The organism is Corynebacterium sp. CNJ-954 (genome assembly GCF_001942345.1).
Classification (GTDB): Bacteria; Actinomycetota; Actinomycetes; order Mycobacteriales; family Mycobacteriaceae; genus Corynebacterium.
The window spans coordinates 1-17988 of the sequence record NZ_MKKI01000015.1 but is presented as its reverse complement, the minus strand read 5'-3'; the positions used below and the strand labels follow the sequence as shown (position 1 = coordinate 17988).

Below are 17988 nucleotides of genomic sequence, written 5' to 3'. Positions count from 1 at the left end.
CGTTCCACCACCACGAGGAGACCACCATGACCAGTCACACCACCACCGTCCGACGCGTTCTGCGGACCGCAGGCGTCGCCACCGTCGCCACCGGCCTGGCAGTCGGCCTCGCTGCGTGCGCCGACGACGGGGCCCAGCAGGAGGAAGGCACCATTCGCGTCGGCACATCCCCCGGGCCGTACAGCGAGCTGTTCCGCGAGGGGGTCGTCCCGATCCTCGAGGAGGACGGCTACGAGGTGACGTTCGACGACTTCACTGAACTGCAGCAGGCGGACATCGCGCTGCAGGAGGGCAGCGTGGATCTCAACGTCGACCAGCACACCGCCTACATGGAGGCCTTCAACCGGGATGCCGGGGCGGACCTGACGTCCATCACGCCGATCCCGACCGTTCCCGCCGGACTGTACTCGTCGAACCACGACAGTCTCGACGACATCGCCGACGGGCAGACCGTCTCGATCCCGGAGGACCCGTCGAATGCCTCGCGTGCGTACCGCATCCTCGGTCAGGCAGGCTGGCTGACATTCAACGACGACGCCGACGAGACCGAACTCAGTGCCGAGGACATTGCGGACAACCCGCATAACCTGGACATCAGCACCCTCGACTCGGCGTTCATCTCCCGCGGGCTCGACGACGTGGACTGGGCCGTGATCCCAGGCTCCATGGCCTACGCGTCCGATGTCGACCCGGAACTGCAGCTGTTGCAGGAGGAACTGCTGCCGGAGCTTGAACTTGTCGCGGTGGTCCGTAGCGAGGACGCCGACTCCGAGTGGGCCGACGCCGTCGCTGAGGCATACCGGTCCGACGAGTTCGCCGACTACCTGGCGGGCCGCGGCGAAGACGACTACTGGTTCGTCCCGGAGGCGTTGAAGTGACCGGCGGACTGTACACCGAGTCCCTGGAGCTGCTGCGGACGCTGGTGCGCAATGCGTGCGTCAACGACCTCACCCCGGACTCCGGTCAGGAGGTGCGCAACGCCGACACACTCGAGGAGTTCTTTACCGCAGACCCCGCCGTCCGTGACGCGGTGACGATCACGCGTCTGGAGCCGCGCCCGGGTCGTACCAGCATCGTCGTGTCCGTCGAGGGCAGCGACCCGGGGGCCGAACCACTCACCTTCCTCGGGCACACCGACGTGGTCCCCGTCGACCACGCCAGGTGGACCGTCGACCCTTTCGGGGCGGAGGTCATCGACGACAGGATCTACGGTCGGGCACCGTCGACATGCTGGGGCTCACCGCGCCCATGGCGGTGGTCACCCGCCGTGTCGCCCGCGCCGCGGCATCGGGGACGCCGCCCCGCGGGACGTTGACCTTCGTCGGTGTCGCCGATGAAGAGGCCCGCGGCGGTCTCGGAGCGAAATGGCTCTCCGAGGAACACCCTGACCTGTTCAGCTGGCGCAACTGCATCTCCGAGACCGGGGGCTCGCATCTGCCCGTCTCAGACGGGTCGGATGCCGTTGTCGTGGTCGTCGGTGAGAAAGGTGCCGCCCAGCGGCGGCTGCATGTCAGCGGCGACGCCGGGCACGGGTCCCAGCCCTTCGGCAGGGACTTCACCGTGGCCCGGATCGCGGAGGTGGCCCGACGCATTGCGGCCCACCGTCCGGCGGTCTCGGGAGACCCGCTCTGGCAGGGATTCGTCGAGGCGTTCCGTTTCGACCAGTCCGTCAACGACGCCCTGCTCACCGGTGCGGACGACAGCGCTTACCTGGAGTTCGGCGAACTCGCGCGCTATGCCGACGCGGTGTCGCACCTGACGATCGCGCCGACGGTGCTGCGCGCCGGGCAGGCGATCAACGTCCTGCCGTCCAGCGCCTACCTGGAGCTCGACATCCGCCCGCTGCCGGGTCAGACCGACGACGACGTCGACGCCGAGCTACGTGACGCTCTCGGTGACCTCGCCGGGGAGGTGGAGATTGAACGGTTGATCTCGGAACCCGCGGAGGTCTCCACGACCGACTCCAGGCTCTACCGGGTGGTCGAGGATACCGTCGGGGAGTTCTTCCCTGATGCCCAGGTCGTCCCTGTTCTCGCGGCGGGAGGTTCTGACCTGCGTTTCGGTCGTCGGTTGGGAGGGGTGGGCTACGGTTTCGCCCTGAATGCCCGCGACCGGACGCTCGCCGAGGTCAATGCCCAGCTGCATACCCATGACGAGCATCTCTATCTCGAGGATCTGGATTTGACGGTCAGGGCCTACGCCAGCCTGGTAGACAGATTCCTGTGAGGAGAATTCAGGGAATCAGGACATTGTCTTTCGTGACGGCAGGGGTTTTCCTCATCGCCGGTTGTTCCTCCGGGGATGAGGATGCACCGGCACCGACTTTCGCGGACCAGGCCGAGAGTGTCGAGGACGTCGATCCGGCTGCCTTTGAGCGGAGCGGGACGACATCGTTCGACTACCGTACCGGCGCCGAGGGGACAGGTACCTGCATCATCGACACAGAAGCTGCGGTGACCTGTACCGGAGACGTGCCGGACGATGCGCCGGACATTGAGGTGCCCCCGTTCGAGCAGCAACGTCCCGGTGCGGCGAGGATCACCGCCGACGGGATCACCTACACGATGGTCGAAGGAGCGCCACCCGCTCCTGCCGCCCTGGAGCCTGGCCAGCGGCTCACCGTGGGGGACGCCTCCTGCGAGATGAACGAGGACGCTGAACTGGGCTGCTCCGTCGGCGAGACAAACATGGACATCAGCGGGGACGACAGCACCATGACTCTCACCGGGGACGTCCTGGATCACGAGTACCATGTGAGTGCCTCTGAGACCTCTGTGACTGAGACTCCGGAGCGCCCTGCAGGTGTCGACGGCGACTACTCGGAGACAGATGAACTGGTCTCGGCCGGCACCACCTGCGGGGCGGCATCGGGGAACACCCTGGTGGAAGTCCGGGAAGGATCCGTGTCCTGCCTGGACGCCCAGGCGGTCGTCGACGAGTACCGTGAGCGACGTGATTCCGAGGGCGGTGGCACCACCATGGCGATGCGCGTAGGGGAATGGGACTGCTCGATCCCCACGGCGGGGCGCGCCGCCGAACTCGACGCGGGTGAGGTCTGCTACGGCCCGGACGACGTCGTCATCGCGACTCCCCCAGGATCCGTACAGCCTTAGGCCCGACGCCGTGTAGCCGGTCGGCCAGGTACTCAGGTGCGGCAGCGAACCATGCCTGCCGTACCAGCGCATTGGACTGCATGCCGTTGACCTCGTCCAAAGCGACGTCATCCTGCTCCGGGACACGGAGAATCTTCTCCGGAGTCACCGTGGCGAAAGGCACGCCGCGGACCGCGAAGACCCCATCCGGGCGTACCGACGGGAAATGTGCACCATTCCGGGTACGCGACAGGGTCCGTGGGCGTACCTGGAGAGGTGCCTATTTTCGTCTTCTGAGTCCCCGGTACCGGTTGACCGCAGCGGCGATCTCATGGCGGCGTACACCGGCCAGACGTCCGGGATGCCGGCCCGCCCCGTGGGTGGAGAGCGCGTCCAGACCGTCATGACCGATACGGTCGACGACAGCATCGACAAGCACAGACAGCGGGATGGAACCGTCCAGGTCCAGCGCCCCCAGGGCGGCGGCGACGGTGTTCGTCTGGGACGGGTCGACCAGCTGCGACCAGGCGGACAGGTCGATGTACTCCTCGCCCACGCGGATACTGTGCAGACCCTTCGCCTGTGGGGGACGCGGCCCCTTGCCGCCGCGTCCCGGCGACGAGAATGACGTGCGCCCCGGAGCCCGCCGCGCCGGCAACTCCATCGTGCCGCCGGCAGCAGGTTCAGCAAGTTCCCGGGCCCGCTGTGTGACATCGACGGGCCGGTAGTTGTCGAGCATGATCACCGTGTCCGCGACGTCGATGAACATGCCTGACCCACCGGCCACCAGCACAGTCGACACCCCGTGGTCCTCCCACAGTGAGCGGACACGGTCCACCAGGGGGGTGATCGGTTCCTTCGCCGACGGGACGAGAGCGCGCATCCGGTCGTCGCGGATCATGAAGTTCGTCGCCGAGGTGTCCTCGTCGATCAGCAGCGACGTCGCCCCGGAATCCAGTGCCTCGACCAGTCCGGCGGCCTGGGAGGTGGAGCCCGAGGCGTTCGTCGTGGAGAAGCACCGGGTGTCCGGGCCGTTTCCCGCGCCGGGCAGATCATGCAGGAAAGGGAGATGTCCACCTCGGTGACGGCACGTCCGTCCTCTGCCCGCAGCGAGACGGCATCGGCGTCGGTGACGGCATAGTCCCGGCCGTCGCCTGGAACGTGGTTGTAGACGCCTAGTTCGAGTGTGTTGAGCAGGGTGGATTTTCCGTGGTAGCCACCACCGACGATGAGGGTGACGCCCTTCGGCACGCCGAGACCGGTGACGGTTCGTCCCGACGGCAGTGTCACGCTCTGCCGCAGGGATTCCGGGGAGGAGAAGGGCACGGCCCGGGTGAGGGGGAGTTGGGAGTTGCCGGCCGCCCGGGGCAGGACGGAACCGTCGGCCACGAATCCGACGAGGCCCAGATGATCCAGTTCCCCGCGCAGGAACTCCTGGTCCAGGTAGGTTTCGTGTGCGCGCTCCATGGCGTCGAGCGCGTCTGCGTCCAGGTCGAGCAGGGCGTCCTGCACCACGGTGGGCAGGACCTCGCAGAGCAGCGTCGCGGCAGCCCGCCCCCGGATCCGTCGCCCCTGGGCGGGCAGGGCGACCTCGAGCCGGACGGTCACCCGGTTGTCCGGTACGGAGATGACGACGCTGCTGCGGTCCAGGACCTGCTGCCCCGGGGTGTCCACCGCGAGGAACCCGGAACCTTTACCGCCGGACGGATTGTGCTCCCGCAGCGAGGAAGCGATGCGGCGGGTCAGGTGGTCGCGCACCGGGATGTCCGGGATGTCCGGGATGTCCGGGATGTCAGCGGTATCGACATCGGGCAGCCTCGTGGCTATGCCTGTCTCAGAGAACGGAACGCTGACCTGTACCAGTGACGGCGGTGCGAACGGGTCCGACTGCACCTTGTCCACCGACAGCGTCACCGGCGTGCCGTTGGACGTGGTGATCCGGTGCGTGCCGCGCAGCCGCTTGTAGCCGCCGTACCCGGAGCCGTCGAGGCTGGTGAGGGTATCCCTGAGTTCGTTCTTCCTGTCGGGCTGGTTGTCGCGGGCCATGGTTCCGCAGCCTAGCAACCCCACAGGTTGGCACGACCGACCTGTGGGGTTGCTACGTCGATGCTGATGCTGATGCTGATGCCGACGTCGATGGCAGGGAGCGTCACTTCAACCCGAACCCCGCCTTCTCCAGGAACTGGCGGATCAGGTGGCGTTTCGTCTTCGTCGCTGCCTTCTGCGACACCCGGTGCAGGGTCTGGTCGGACCACCTCGGATGCTGCCCGTAGCGGGCGAAGTAGTCGGCGAGCGCCTCATCGTAGTCGGCGAGCAGCCGGGTCCGTTCCTGCGCACCGGCCTCGTCGGACCGCGCGTTGTACCGGTCGTGGTGGACGACCAGCTCCATCGGCAGGCGCGGTTTCACCCCGGCATTCTCCTCCGGATCGCCGTAGCCCACCGCCAGGCCAAGGAACGGCACGACGTCCTGCGGAATACCGAGGATCTCCTGGACCGCGCCGATGTCATTGCGCATCGAGCCAAGGTACACCGTGCCCAGTCCCAGGGACTCGGCGGCGACCGCGGCGGTCTGCGAGGCGATCCCGATGTCCAGCACGGAGGTCACGGGCTCGTCCAGGTAGTCCAGCGACCCGAGGTCGTGGGGTGGCAGGGAGGACACGCCGTGGATCTCCGTGGCGTCACCGGGCGTCCCGGTCTCGGCGGCCTGCTCCGCCTGCGTGGCGTGGAAACGGATCTGGGAGAAGTCCACCAGCCACAGCAGGAGAACCGGCGCAGTGGCGACGTGCGACGACATCCGCTTGCCGATGCCCGCCAGCTGCTCCTTCACCGCGTGGTCCCGGACGACGACCACTGACACGGTCTGCTTGTTCGACGAGGACGGCGCGGACTGCGCGGCGGCCAGGATCGTCGACAGCACGGTGTCGTCAACCTCCCGGTCCTGCCACAGACGCACCGAGCGGTGTGCGGTGATCGTCTCCAGGGTGTCATTCCACTCGGTCGGGGACCAGGGCTGCGGCTGACCGTAGCGCTCGGTGAGGCGGTGGTCCGGGGTGGGGTGCTCGGTCATTCAACTCCTCCGGCGTCGGCGGGGTCCGTGAACATGGTGCGCAGGCGTTCCAGCGCGTCCTCCCATTCAGGGCGTGCGGCATCGGCGATGGCCGTGGATTCGGCGCCGTGAATCGTGGTGGTGAAGGTCAGTGAGGTCTCCTCCCCTTCGGAGTCGAGGTCGAAGCGGAGGGTCTCGCTGTTCCAGCTGTACTCCAGTACCGACGGAGGACGGAACACGGTCACCTGACCCTGTCCGATCGTCCCGTCCGAGATGAAGGTGAGCTGTCGGCCGGCACCGAACACGAGCAGTGAACGGTCGTAGTCGAGGACGTCACCGAACCAACGACGCAGCTGTGACGGGCGTGTCAGCGCGCGGAACGCCCGGGTCGGCGTCGTCGGCAGCTGCACGGTCAGTGTGATCGTCGCAGGATCCATGCGTGTCCTCGTGTTCGCTGTCGTCGCTGTCGTCACATCGGGTTCAACGGCACCTGGCGGGACGCCGCCATGCCGCTGTCGATCTGCCAGGTGAGCTCGGGCTCGTCGCCAGCGTGTCCGCCGACGAGTTCAGCCAGCTTCGCGCGGACGGAGGTCTCGAGGTCCTCGAAGTCATCTCCCCAGACGACGGCACCGTCCACGCCCACCACGGCGGCGCACCAGGTCGTGCCCGCCGCTTCGACGTCGGTGGTGTCGTCTGAGACGTCGCGGGCGTCGAGGTTGTCACGGTCCTGTTTCACGACGTTGACGGTGTAGCTGGTGTTGCTGGTGTTGCTGGACTGCCGGTTGCTCATGCCCCCACTTCTACACTCTCATCCCAGTCTGTTGTCGGACACCCACCGTGACAGGGAGTGTCGGTTGGTCTGCTGGGTCTTCCGCAGGACGTTGGAGACGTGGGTCTCCACGGTCTTCACCGAGATGAAGAGCCTCTCGGCCATCTCCCGGTAGGTGTAGCCGCGGGCGAGGAGACGCAGGACCTCCTTCTCCCGTGGCGTCAGCGTCGACAGGACGCTCTGGTCGGCGTCGTCGGGGAGCGGGGACGGCTCCACGCTGTCGGATGCTTCGGGCACGTCGCCGGCCCGGGGTTCCTCCGCGGGGTCGGCGGTGAACGCGTCGAGGACGTAGCCGGCCAGGCGTGGGGAGAACACCGCGTCACCGGAATGCACCCGCAGGATACTGTCGACGAGTTCCTGGCCACTGATGTTCTTGGTGACATAGCCCCTAGCCCCGCCCCTGATCAGGGAAATGACGTCTGTGGGGTCGTCCGAGACGCTCAGACCGAGGAACCGGGGGCCGTCGTCGGTGCCGTCGGTGCTGTCCTGCAGGCGCCGCAGCACCTGTAGGCCCCCACCGTCGGGCATGTGGACGTCGAGCAGCACGACCTGCGGCGCCGTCTCCCGGATACCCTCGACCGCCTCGCCGACGGAACCGGCTTCTCCGACGATCCGGATCTCCGGCTGTCCCGTCAGCTCGGCCCGCACCCCGGTGCGGAACATCGAGTGGTCGTCGACGAGGAACACCGCCACTGCATCCGCGTTCCCACCAGCTTCAGCCTCCGTCACCGTGTCTGTCCTTTCAACGTCAGGATGACCTCGGTGCCGAACTGCCCCGAGTCGATCTCCACGCTACCGCCGACGCGGTCCATCCGGTCCAGGATCGACGAGCGCACCCCCTGCCGGTCGTCGGGAATGTCCTCGACGGCGAAACCGGGACCCCGGTCGCGGACGAACAGCTCCACCGCGCCGTCGTCGGAGACCTCGAGGTAGACGTTGACCTCCTGGCAGCCCGAGTGCTTCGCGGCGTTGACCATCGCCTCACGTCCGGCGAGCAGCAGTGCGACGGAGGCGTCGTCGGTGTCGCGGTCCTCGCCGACGATGACCGGGCGGATCTGCACGCCGAAGGTGTCCTCGACCTCGCCACAGGCGACACGCAACGCGCCGAACAGGGTCTCGGTACGCACGGACTCGCCCGGGGCGAAGAGCCACTGGCGCAGCTGGCGCTCCTGGCTGCGGGCCATCTGCGCGATCTCGGGTTCCGCGGACTTCTTCTGGATCAGTGTGAGCGTCTGCAGGACGGAGTCGTGGATGCGGGCGGCGATACGTGCTCTTTCTTCCTCGGCGGCGCGTTCACGGGCGCTGGTGTTCGCCATGGACCACAGGCGTAGCCACAGGGGGATCAGGACCACGACAAGCCCGAGGATCAGGGCGACTGCCGCGATGAGGGCGGGGATGATCACCCCGCCGGAGCCGTCGGAGGCGGCCTCGTCGATCCGGATGCCGAAGACGGTGTAGCCGATACCGATGGCCAGCAGCACCAGGCCACCGACCAGGCTCGCCCACTGCAGACCACCCGGCACCCGGCTCGGCGGCCCCTGGTGCCCGGGGCCCCCGGCGAGGGCATTCGGCCCGAAGGTCCTCCACACCAGCAGCACTCCGCCGGCCAACAGCAGCGCACTCACGGCGACCTGGGGCTTGGTCGCTGCGCCGGCCAGGAACAGGACGACGGCCAGTACCGCCAGGAGCCGGTCCACTCCGGCGACGGGGCGGTTGACGAGACCCGGGTCGAGCCCGCGGTGACGGGCGGAGGAGGTGGCAGCGGCCGTGGATGCTTCACTGGCCGACCCGACGCGTGTGGTGAACACCCACAGCGCGCCGTACGCGATCACACCGACGCCCGCGACCGCGTTCGCCACGGCGAAAACCAGGCGGACGACGGTGAGCCGTACACCCAGGTGGGCGGCCAGGCCGGTACACACCCCGGCGATGAGCTTGCCGTCGGCGACACGGAACAGGTCCGGGGCCGGTGCGCCGGGGCGTCCTTTCGGGACGGGGAGGTGGGACATGTGTCCAAGACTGCCAGGACCGGACGCCTCAGGGTATCGGGGACCACCCTGAGATCCGGAGTGGACGACAGGATCAGGGTGGATATCCGGGGCATCCCCGATGTGGTTGGCTGGAGGTCCGCGAAGAATGGGGACCATGAGTTACGGCACACAGTCAACGACCCCGGGCACGGGCACTCCCCGGGGCACCTTCGAGTCCACCGTCCGCCGGATGTGGGAGACCCGCCCCGTCCGCTTCCCGCGCAGTCAGTCGACCAGATCCTGGTTCTTCGGGGTCTGTGAAGGCATCGCCGTGCGCTATCAGGTTTCGCCGCTGCTGGTGCGGCTGGTGTTCGTCCTGACGGCCTTCCTCGGCGGCGTCGGCGTGTGGGTCTACGGGATCGCCCTGCTGGTGTTGCGCCGCTACACCGTCCCGAAAACCCCGCTGGACGTGCTGGTCCGCGGAGAGCGGGACCCCCGCTACGGCGAGGACCGCTCCCTGGCAGTCGGGACGCTGATCGTCGGAGCGGTGTTCCTGGTGTTCGGGGGCATCTTCAGTGGCGGGATCACCCTCACCGGCCTCGTGGTGTCCGCCGCACTGACCGGGGTGGCCTGGTGGTTGCTGTATGAACGCCAGCCGGTGGCTCCCGCCGGTCTGCTCGACCGGGACGACCACCGGTCGCCGTCACCCACTGTGCCCGGTACGCCCACCGCGCCGGACGAGTCCTCCGCAGGTGCCACGACGACCCCGGACGGGCAGTCGCCGACGATCGACCTGGGCGGTGTCGCCGCCGCGCCGGGTTTCGAACCTCCGCGCACCCAGCCCCCGTCATGGGATCCGTTGGGGACGGCGCCGTTCGCCTGGGACCTGCCGGACCCCGGTGAGCCCGACCCCACCGAAGCCGGGCAGGCGTCCGGAGGACCGAAGAAGAAGCGCCGTGGGCTCAAGGCACTGATCGTCGCCGCGGTACTTGCGATCGTCCTCGCCCTCGTCGCCGGTGTCATCGCGCTGGGAGCGGTGTTGTTCCCCCGGTGGGGCGGCATCACCTCGGTGGACGGCGGCTCCACCTCCGGCACCTTCACCGGTGGGACGGAGAATGTCCGGACGCTGGACGACTACCGCGACTACAGCTACACGATGAGTTCCCCGACCCTGGACTTCAGCGGGGTCAGTGTGGACCAGGACAGTGAGATCGACCTGACCACCACCATGGGGTCGGTGGGGATGATCTTCCCGGAGACCACGGACGGACCGTCCTACCGGGTCCGGTTGAACTGCGAATCGCTGACGATGAGTGACGTCGACTGCGACACCTTCGACAACACACTCGTGAAAGGCCGGGGGGACACCGAACACACGGTGACGGTGAACGTGAACGCCACGATGTCCGAGGTCCGGTTCGACCAGGTCAGCTGAGGGTGATCCCTGACGGATCAGGACCGTCGGGGGTCAGGAAGTCCACCGGGTGGGTGACGGAGGCGGAGAGCATCCCGCTCGCCGCGTCGATGAGGAAGTAGCCGACGGCGGGCCAGGAACCCCGTGCCTTCCCTTGCTCGCAGTGGCCCTCGTACACCGCGGCGGTGCCGAGTACCATTCCGTCGACCATCCGGGCGCGGTTGTACAGCACGGGTCGGGGGACGCCCGTGAGTTCGGGGATGTCAGGGGTGAGGAGTTTGTCCAGCCGGAGTGACTGGTCGTCCTCGTCCCCGATCGTTGCCGGCAGTGCCGGCGTCGCCGACAGTTGACGGAGAAAACGGGCACGCCAGCTGGGGACGGGGAGGGAGGCGAAGGACTCGATCCAGGGGAGGACGTGCGCGGTCACGACGTCGGTCAGGGCGGGAGGTTCAGAAAGACCGTCCAGCAGTTGTTGCCGGCGGTGGAGGATCGCCGGACGTCCACGGTGCAGCAGAGCGCTCAGCAGGCCGTCACGCCCACCGAAGTGGTAGCCGACGGCGGAATGGTTCGCGGTGCCGGCGTGCTCGGCGATTGCCCGGTTCGACACCGCATCAAGACCGTGGCGTGCGAAGAGTTCCTCCGCGGCGTCCATCAAGGTGGCGCGTGCCCTGTCCCCGTGCTGTCCCATGCCGGTCAACCTTAGTGGGTTCCCGACGGTTTGGAAATTAAGTCACGTGACGTAGACTCTGCGGGTCAGTCCAAGGAACTTTCGCCAGGAGGAGTAGTCCGTGACCACAGAGCACCGGGAACCACCGGAGACGGATGAGCAGCACGAGGACGGCGGCCAGGACGAGAAGGCACTGAAGCGGGAACGTGCCGAGAAGATCGGTCGCTATGTGGCGATGTTCCTCATGCCGTTGATGATGGTCGGCATGATGACGTGGGGATACCTCTACGCGATGCACTCGCCGACACCTCACAACATGCCTGTCGTGGTGGCAGGTCAGAACGCGGGGGAGTTCGTCGAGGCACTGCAGTCCGCCGACGGCGACACGGTCGAAGCCACCACCATCGACGGAGACCACGCTGCCGACCAGGCACGGGACCGGGTGGAGAGTCGCGAGACCCCGGCTGCGGTGGTCATCGAGGACGGGACGGCGACCGTGTACACCGCCAGTTCCGCAGGCGCGACCCAGTCCTCCACCGTCCAGCAGCTGGTGACACCGGTCGCTGCCGGGAGCGGACTGGATGTCGCCACCGAGGACCTGGTGCCCCTGCCCGACAATGACAGTGCCGGCCTGGGGGCGATGTTCCTCACCACGGCGCTGGTGATGGCCGGCTACCTGCCACTGAGCATCACCCTGTCCAATGCTCCGCAGCTGCTTCTGCTGAAGCGACGGGCCGTCCCGATCCTTGCCGGATGGTCGGCCCTGATCGCGGCGCTGGTCTGGGTGATCACCGGTCCGGTTCTCGGCGTGGTGACCGCGTCCGACGCCTGGGCGGTGATGGGGATCGCCTGGCTCGGAGTGTTCGCCATCAGCATGGTGCAGATGTTCCTGACCAGGATATTCGGGCCGATGGCTGTGCTGGCGGCGATGCTGCTGTTGATGGTGCTCGGTGTTCCGTCGTCGAATATGAGCGTGTCGTTGTACATGGTGCCGACCTTCTACCAGGCACTGCACAGCTTCCTGCCCACACCGGCGATCGGTGAAGCACTACGCTCCGTGTTGTACTTCAACGGTGACGGGGTATGGCCGCACCTGTGGGTGTTGATTATCGGTGGAGCCGCGGGGTACCTGCTGACCGCGCTGCTCGACTGGACGAAGCAACGCAAGGGGAAGCGTCCGCGTACCGCGGTGCTCAACATGCCGTCGCTGCATGGTGGCCCCCGCCCGAAGAGCAGGTTCTGGCAGTACGCCACCCTGCTGTTCTTCCCGCTGGCGATGGTCGTGATGATGATCTCCGCGATGCTCGGCACGATGCAGTCGCCTGAGCCGAGGGACATGCCTGTGGCGGTCGTGGGGCAGACCGAACAGCAGGCCGAGGAACTGGCCGACGGGCTGGATGAGCGGATGCCGGGCATGTTCGACTTCCATGTGGTCGATTCCGACTACGAAGCCCGGAGCCAGGTCGAGGGACGTGACGTCGCCGGCGCGTTCATCCTGCCGTCGTCCGGCGCGCCCGAGGCGACGGTTGTCACCAATCAGGCAGCGGGAATGAGTTCCGCACAGACGATCTCGACGGCTTTCAGCCAGATCGCCGAGGCCCAGGGGATGCAATACACGGTCGATGACGTGGCTCCACTGCCCGAGAGTGATTCCATGGGCACTGTCAGCCTGTATGTTGCAATCGGCTGGATCATGGCCGGGTTCATGGTGATCGTGGTCGGTGCCAATGCCGCCCCGTCCAGCAGACCGCTGCGTAAACTCCTGCCGATCGTCGCCGGCTACGCGGTGTTCATGTCCCTGGTGGTGTGGGTGATCGCCGGCCCTGTCGTCGGTGCGGTCTCGGGGCACTTCTGGCAGCTCTTCGCCACCGGTGTCATCGCCATCTTCTGTTGCGCCATGTTCGCCACCGTGCTCGAGAGACTCTTCGGGTTGCTGGGGATCCTCCCGATCGTCGGGATCCTGATGTTCCTCGGTATTCCTGCGTCCGGGGGAGCGCTGTCCATCTACATGGAGCCTGCCCTGTTCGTCCATCTGCACGAGTACCTGCCGATGGCGGCGGCGGTGGAGTCGGTGCGCTCGATCCTCTACTTCGGCGGTGACATCGTCGGGGCGTGCATCCTGACCTTCGCGGTCTGGGGAGTGGTCTCTCTCATTGCCGTGGCGGTGATCGACAAGGTCAAGCCGTTGCGGACCGAGACGGAGAAGATCACCGTCCCGATCTACGGGGACGGTGTCGATGAATCCGGGGACGCCGACGCCGGAGAAAGGCAGACGGTCGCCTCCTGAGCCGCGTCTAACCGACGTGGAACGGGATCGGCCCGACGAGGACGCCGACGGCCAGCATGACCAGGGAGACGATGACCGCCCGCCACAGCACCTTGCGGTGGTGGGCACCGAGGTCGACATTGGCCAGGGAGACCAGGAGCAGGATCGCGGGGACCAGGGGGGACTGCATGTGGACCGGCTGTCCGGTGATCGACGCCTGGGCCATCTGCACCGGTTCGATCCCGAAGTGTGCGGCACTTTCAGAGAGGACGGGGAGGATACCGAAGTAGAAGGCGTCATTCGACATGAAGAAGGTCATCGGCATCGACAGCAGGCCGGTGATAGGTGCCAGGTACCCGCCGAGGGAATCGGGGATGATCGAGGTGATCCACTCCGCCATGGCGGTGACCATGCCGGTGCCGTCGAGCACGCCCACCAGGACACCGGCGGCGAGGACCATGCCGACGACGGCGACGATGGAACTGGAGTGCGAGACAATCTCGTTGGCCTGGTCCTTCAGCCGGGGGAAGTTCACCGTCAGGGCGATCGCGGCACCGACCATGAAGACGTAGGCCAGCGGGAACAGGTCGGCCACCAGCAGGACCATCACGACGATGGTGAGCACGAGGTTGAACCACAGCAGTTTCGGTCGCAGTGTGGCACGGTTCGGGTCGAGCATGGTGTCGGCCATCGACGTGTGCATGGACCCGCCGGCGGTCTCCGTGCCGGAACGGTCCGTCATCCCGGTCAGGTGGGACGTTTCGAGGCGTCCGAGACGCTTGCGTTCCGCCTGTCCCATGAGCCACGCGAAGACGAAGCAGATGACGAGACCTGCGGCCAGGGACGGCAGCATCGGGACGAAGACCTCGGACGGCTCGACCCCGAGGGCGGCCGCGGCGCGCACGGTGGGGCCGCCCCACGGGACGATGTTCATGGTGCCGTTGACGAGACCGGCGACACAGGTCAGGATGACCGGGCTCATCCCGAGGCGGAGATAGAGGGGGAGCATCGCTGAGGTGGTGATGATGTAGGTCGTGGACCCGTCACCGTCGAGCGAGACGACACCGGCGAGGACGGCGGTGCCGAAGACGATCTTGGCGGGGTCGTTGCCCAGGATCCGGGTGATCCACGTGATCAACGGGTCGAACAGTCCGACGTTGATCATGATGCCGAAGTACATGATGGCGAACATGAGCAGGGCCGCTGTCGGCGCCATGTCCTTGACGGCGTCCATCACCATGTCACCGATGCCGAAACCGGCGCCGCCGATCAGGCCGAAGATGGTGGGCACGAGGATCAGGGCCAGCATCGGGGTCATGCGGCTGGTCATGATCAGCGCCATGAACGTGAGGATCATGAGGAACCCGAGGGCGACGAGGATCCCGTCGGACGGTGTGTGGCTCAGGTCGTAGTCTGCCGCCAGCAGCAGACTGTCTGCGGTGGTCATCGCATCTCCTTCAGGTGTGTCTGACCGGACAGAGTGAGCCTAAAGTGACCGGGGACACAGAGCGATGGTTGTGTGCGTTAGATCATCTTGTGTGCAATCAATGACTTGTGCGCATTGTGCTCACTGCGGTTGAAAGTCGTGCCGTAGACTTCCTGACGTGCGTTTTTCAACGAAAGTTCTTCTCCTGCAGCTTTTGACGGTGTTTGCCGTCGTGGCCGTGTGCTCCGGCATCTTCTCCTGGCTGTCGGTCGAGCGGCTGAAGCGGGAGCGATGAACTCCGCGGTGTACATCGCGAGGTCCGTGGCGGAGGACCCCTCTGTCCGCGCGGAGGTGCCCACGGGTGATCCCGAGAGACGGCTGGCCGATCTTGCTGCGGGTGTCGAGACCCGTACAGGTGCTCTCTTTGTGGTCATCACCGATGCCGACGGGATCCGGTTGGCTCACCCGGACCCGCAACGGATCGGGCAGCAGGTCAGTACGGACCACGAGGCCGCCTTGCGCGGTGAGGAGGTGACTGCCTGGGAAACCGGTACCCTCGGGCATTCCGCCCGTGCAAAAGTGCCGGTGTACGCCCCCGACGACTCGGCGCGGGACGTCTCCGACAGCGCGCCGGTGGGGGAGGTGAGCGTGGGTTTCCGGCGGGCGAGCGTCTTCGACGACCTGCCCCTGGTCCTGGTCGGCGTCGGTGCGGCCGGAGTGATTGCACTCCTTATCGGTGTCGTCGCCAGTGTGTTGATGCAACGGCGCTGGGAACGACTCACGCTCGGTCTTCAGCCGGAGGACCTGGTGGAGCTCGTCCGCCACCAGTCGGCGGTCCTGGACGGGGTGGAGGACGGCGTACTGTCGGTGAACCCGGACGGAGGCATCGAGGTTTTCAACGAGGTGGCGTCGCGGCTGCTCGGTATTGACCCGGTCGGTGTCGACGGGGCCCGCAACACCTCGGTGAGGGACCTCGGTCTGCCGTCCCGGGTGACCGAGGAGCTTGAGCATCTCGGTCATTCCCCTCAGGCGTACGCGCACTCTGTGTCCTTCGACAACGTGGTCGTCGGTGGCCGGGTTCTCTATCTGGACGCCCGTCCGGTCACGAGGGCCGGACGTTACCTCGGGACGATCGTCGTCGTGCGGGACCGGACGGATCTCGCTGCGCTCACCCGTAGACTGGGCACGGTGCAGGCCATGGGGTCCACGCTCCGTGTTCAGCGGCACGAGTTCGCCAACCGGATACACGCGGCATCGGGGCTTCTCGACGCCGGGCGGGTGGATGATGCGCGATCCTTCCTCCAGGACATGGCGGACAGGGGGCCCGTGGATTTTCCGCTGCAGGGTGCCGAGCTGCTCCGCGAACCGTTCCTCCAGTCGTTCCTGGGCGGTAAAGCGATGGAGGCCAGTGAGCGAGGCGTCAGTCTGCGGGTGGGGGAGGAGACGCTTGTCATCGACGACATTGACGGTCCGGGAGCTGTGGAGGATGTTGCCACGGTGCTGGGTAACCTGGTGGACAACGCGGTCACTGCGGCTCTGGCCGCAGATGGCGACGACCCGTGGGTCGACGTCACGGCCATGCAGGATGGGAGTGCTCTCACCCTGGTCGTGTCGGACTCCGGAGACGGGCTGTCCGGTGGCGGGGAGGCAGTAGCCGGACCGGACGTCGACGCCGTCCACGGTCACGGTATCGGTCTCGCCCTGACCCGGGAGTTGGTGGCACGCCGCGACGGCACCCTGTGGATCATTGACCCTGGCGGTGGGGTCCCGGGGCAGGGTGCGGTGTTCGGCGTGAGACTTCCCGGAGTATTCGCGACGGGACCGGACGACATGACAGACGAGACCCCCGAAGGTGCTGAAAGCGAGGAACATCAATGACGTCGAACTCCACACCGCCGGAACAGCGGAAGCCCCGACAAGGTGCACGTAGCATGCGTGACATGCGTGTTCTCGTCGTTGACGACGACTTCCGTGTCGCATCAATCCATGCGGACATCGTCTCCGGAGTACCGGGATTCCAGGTGCAGGCGACAGCGGGGACCTGTGCGGAGGCGCGGTCGGTGATGGCCGTGCAGTCGCCGGACCTTATCCTTGCGGACGTCTACCTGCCTGACGGAGACGGCATTGAACTGGTGCGTGGCAGTGGGGCGGATGCATTCGTCCTGTCTGCGGCGGTGGAGTCGGCCACGGTCCGTCGCGCACTGACTGCGGGTGTCCATGCGTACCTGGTCAAGCCGTTCACCCGTCAGTCGCTGGTCGACCGGTTGGAGCGGTTCGGCAGGTTCCGGAAGACGATGACAACGCCCCATCCGCTGAAACAGGAGGAGATTGACCGGGCACTGTCCGTGATGCACGGGACGTCACAGCCGGTGACGGCGGCGGGCAACACCACGGAGGACCTCGTTCTCGACGCGCTCGGGACGGAGGAGCGGTCCGCCGCCGAGGTGGCTGAGGTGGCCGGTGTGTCCAGGGCGACGGCCCAGCGGCGGCTGTCGGCGTTGGCGGGACGCGGCGTGGTGACCGTGCGGTTGCGTTACGGCAGTTCCGGACGTCCGGAACACCTGTATGCCCGCTCGAGCGGCGCGGGGTGGTGAGCTGCTGACCGGCGCCCAGGGGTCAGGAACCTGGTGCAGGGATGACCTTGGTCGAGGAGTCCGCGATGATGGCCTTACCGAACGGGAAGCACGTGACGGGAATCATCTTGAGGTTTGCCCAGGCGAGGGGGAGTCCGATGATGGTGATCGCCTGGAGGGCGGCCGTGGCGATATGGCCGAGCGCGAGCCACAGGCCCGCCACGAGGAACCACACGAGGTTCATCAGGCCCGAACCGACGCCGGCACCGTTCTTCCGGACGACGGTGCGACCGAACGGCCACAGGGCGTAGCTGGCCATTCTGAATGACGCGACGCCTGCCGGGATGGTGATGATGAAGATGCAGGCGATGAGACCGAAGACGACGTAGCCGATGAACAGCCAGATACCACCGGTGATCAGCCAGAGGATGTTGAGGACGATGCGGAGAAGGCTCATGCCACGATTCTATGTGTAGTTGCCCTCTGACGTAGCGGGGTAAGCCTTCTGTGTTCTCCAGGTATTTATCAAACGCATGTTCTACTAATCTTGCTTTCGTTGATTTCGTGTCCGTGCTGTGCGATACAGTGTTCGTATCCGAAGGAGGGGACCATGACCAGCACGTACACCACCGAACCCACCACCGGCGAGAGCTACACCTCTCTGGCCACCACCTACTCCGTCCAGATCAACACCGCCGAGCTCGA

Annotated in this window: 15 protein-coding genes and 2 pseudogenes; 7 read left to right on the top strand and 10 right to left on the bottom strand. The window is 66.6% G+C overall.

Annotated elements, in window-relative coordinates; translation table 11 throughout:
- Window positions 1-26 precede the first annotated feature (26 nt).
- The 3 genes and pseudogenes from BJF89_RS07265 (at window position 27) to BJF89_RS07255 (ending at window position 3113) form a co-directional block, all read left to right on the top strand.
- Window positions 27-878: a MetQ/NlpA family ABC transporter substrate-binding protein gene (locus BJF89_RS07265; protein WP_083650560.1), complete on the top strand. Its 852-nt coding sequence runs from the start codon at window positions 27-29 to the stop codon at window positions 876-878.
- A pseudogene (locus tag BJF89_RS07260) lies at window positions 875-2226 on the top strand (M20/M25/M40 family metallo-hydrolase). Before BJF89_RS07265 ends, BJF89_RS07260 begins: the two are co-directional and overlap by 4 nt.
- A gap of 32 nt (window positions 2227-2258) precedes the next feature.
- On the top strand, window positions 2259-3113 hold the full coding sequence (locus BJF89_RS07255; protein ID WP_075813628.1) for a hypothetical protein: 855 nt from the start codon (window positions 2259-2261) through the stop codon (window positions 3111-3113).
- On the opposite strand, the gene BJF89_RS18490 is transcribed toward BJF89_RS07255, so the two are convergent.
- The 7 genes and pseudogenes from BJF89_RS18490 to BJF89_RS07225 form a co-directional block, all read right to left on the bottom strand.
- A complete protein-coding gene (locus BJF89_RS18490) occupies window positions 3079-3276 on the bottom strand; it encodes a hypothetical protein (protein WP_139311924.1) in 198 nt (65 codons plus the stop codon). The two genes, BJF89_RS07255 and BJF89_RS18490, sit on opposite strands and share 35 nt — an antisense overlap.
- A 96-nt stretch (window positions 3277-3372) precedes the next feature.
- Window positions 3373-5138 (bottom strand): annotated as a pseudogene (locus BJF89_RS07250) (P-loop domain-containing protein).
- Window positions 5139-5241: 103 nt separating this feature from the next.
- On the bottom strand, window positions 5242-6159 hold the full coding sequence (locus BJF89_RS07245; RefSeq protein WP_075813626.1) for a nitroreductase family protein: 918 nt from the start codon (window positions 6157-6159) through the stop codon (window positions 5242-5244).
- Complete coding sequence (locus BJF89_RS07240) at window positions 6156-6575, bottom strand: SRPBCC domain-containing protein (RefSeq protein WP_075813624.1); 420 nt, start codon at window positions 6573-6575, stop codon at window positions 6156-6158. The genes BJF89_RS07245 and BJF89_RS07240 overlap by 4 nt, the downstream gene beginning before the upstream one ends.
- Before the next feature lie 32 nt (window positions 6576-6607).
- Window positions 6608-6928 carry a hypothetical protein gene (locus BJF89_RS07235; RefSeq protein WP_075813622.1) on the bottom strand — a complete coding sequence of 107 codons (321 nt, stop codon included), beginning with the start codon at window positions 6926-6928 and terminating at the stop codon, window positions 6608-6610.
- A gap of 18 nt (window positions 6929-6946) precedes the next feature.
- The gene (locus tag BJF89_RS07230) at window positions 6947-7696 is read right to left on the bottom strand and encodes a response regulator transcription factor (RefSeq protein WP_304441331.1); all 750 of its coding nucleotides are present in this window, start codon (window positions 7694-7696) and stop codon (window positions 6947-6949) included.
- A complete protein-coding gene (locus tag BJF89_RS07225) occupies window positions 7693-8976 on the bottom strand; it encodes an ATP-binding protein (RefSeq protein WP_075813620.1) in 1284 nt (427 codons plus the stop codon). The genes BJF89_RS07230 and BJF89_RS07225 overlap by 4 nt, the downstream gene beginning before the upstream one ends.
- A 136-nt stretch (window positions 8977-9112) precedes the next feature.
- On the opposite strand from BJF89_RS07225, the gene BJF89_RS07220 reads away from it, so the two are divergent.
- Window positions 9113-10372, top strand: a complete 1260-nt coding sequence (locus BJF89_RS07220; RefSeq protein ID WP_158026046.1) for a PspC domain-containing protein — start codon at window positions 9113-9115, stop codon at window positions 10370-10372.
- Here the strand turns inward: BJF89_RS07220 and BJF89_RS07215 are convergent.
- Window positions 10365-11039 (bottom strand): TetR/AcrR family transcriptional regulator, encoded by a 675-nt coding sequence (locus BJF89_RS07215; RefSeq protein WP_075813616.1) that lies wholly within the window; start codon window positions 11037-11039, stop codon window positions 10365-10367. The two genes, BJF89_RS07220 and BJF89_RS07215, sit on opposite strands and share 8 nt — an antisense overlap.
- Before the next feature lie 100 nt (window positions 11040-11139).
- On the opposite strand from BJF89_RS07215, the gene BJF89_RS07210 reads away from it, so the two are divergent.
- Window positions 11140-13305: an ABC transporter permease gene (locus tag BJF89_RS07210; RefSeq protein ID WP_075813614.1), complete on the top strand. Its 2166-nt coding sequence runs from the start codon at window positions 11140-11142 to the stop codon at window positions 13303-13305.
- 7 nt (window positions 13306-13312) lie between these two features.
- On the opposite strand, the gene BJF89_RS07205 is transcribed toward BJF89_RS07210, so the two are convergent.
- Window positions 13313-14731 (bottom strand): CitMHS family transporter, encoded by a 1419-nt coding sequence (locus tag BJF89_RS07205; protein ID WP_075813612.1) that lies wholly within the window; start codon window positions 14729-14731, stop codon window positions 13313-13315.
- 270 nt (window positions 14732-15001) lie between these two features.
- Between BJF89_RS07205 and BJF89_RS07200 the strand changes: the two genes are divergently transcribed.
- Entirely contained in the window at window positions 15002-16588 is a 1587-nt protein-coding gene (locus tag BJF89_RS07200) for an ATP-binding protein (RefSeq protein WP_369803665.1), read from the top strand.
- 53 nt (window positions 16589-16641) lie between these two features.
- Complete coding sequence (locus BJF89_RS07195; RefSeq protein ID WP_075813610.1) at window positions 16642-17304, top strand: response regulator; 663 nt, start codon at window positions 16642-16644, stop codon at window positions 17302-17304.
- A gap of 22 nt (window positions 17305-17326) precedes the next feature.
- Here BJF89_RS07195 and BJF89_RS07190 read toward each other — a convergent pair whose 3' ends face one another.
- Window positions 17327-17740 (bottom strand): YccF domain-containing protein, encoded by a 414-nt coding sequence (locus BJF89_RS07190; RefSeq protein WP_075813608.1) that lies wholly within the window; start codon window positions 17738-17740, stop codon window positions 17327-17329.
- Window positions 17741-17988: the final 248 nt, after the last annotated feature.

What these genes read in the sequence shown, in the direction of transcription:
- BJF89_RS07265 (WP_083650560.1), top strand. Translation starts at nt 27, where the DNA reads ATGACCAGTCACACCACCACCGTCCGACGCGTTCTGCGGACCGCAGGC.
- BJF89_RS07245 (WP_075813626.1), bottom strand. Translation starts at nt 6,159, where the DNA reads ATGACCGAGCACCCCACCCCGGACCACCGCCTCACCGAGCGCTACGGT.
- BJF89_RS07240 (WP_075813624.1), bottom strand. Translation starts at nt 6,575, where the DNA reads ATGGATCCTGCGACGATCACACTGACCGTGCAGCTGCCGACGACGCCG.
- BJF89_RS07235 (WP_075813622.1), bottom strand. Translation starts at nt 6,928, where the DNA reads ATGAGCAACCGGCAGTCCAGCAACACCAGCAACACCAGCTACACCGTC.
- BJF89_RS07225 (WP_075813620.1), bottom strand. Translation starts at nt 8,976, where the DNA reads ATGTCCCACCTCCCCGTCCCGAAAGGACGCCCCGGCGCACCGGCCCCG.
- BJF89_RS07220 (WP_158026046.1), top strand. Translation starts at nt 9,113, where the DNA reads ATGAGTTACGGCACACAGTCAACGACCCCGGGCACGGGCACTCCCCGG.
- BJF89_RS07215 (WP_075813616.1), bottom strand. Translation starts at nt 11,039, where the DNA reads ATGGGACAGCACGGGGACAGGGCACGCGCCACCTTGATGGACGCCGCG.
- BJF89_RS07205 (WP_075813612.1), bottom strand. Translation starts at nt 14,731, where the DNA reads ATGACCACCGCAGACAGTCTGCTGCTGGCGGCAGACTACGACCTGAGC.
- BJF89_RS07200 (WP_369803665.1), top strand. Translation starts at nt 15,002, where the DNA reads ATGAACTCCGCGGTGTACATCGCGAGGTCCGTGGCGGAGGACCCCTCT.
- BJF89_RS07195 (WP_075813610.1), top strand. Translation starts at nt 16,642, where the DNA reads ATGCGTGACATGCGTGTTCTCGTCGTTGACGACGACTTCCGTGTCGCA.
- BJF89_RS07190 (WP_075813608.1), bottom strand. Translation starts at nt 17,740, where the DNA reads ATGAGCCTTCTCCGCATCGTCCTCAACATCCTCTGGCTGATCACCGGT.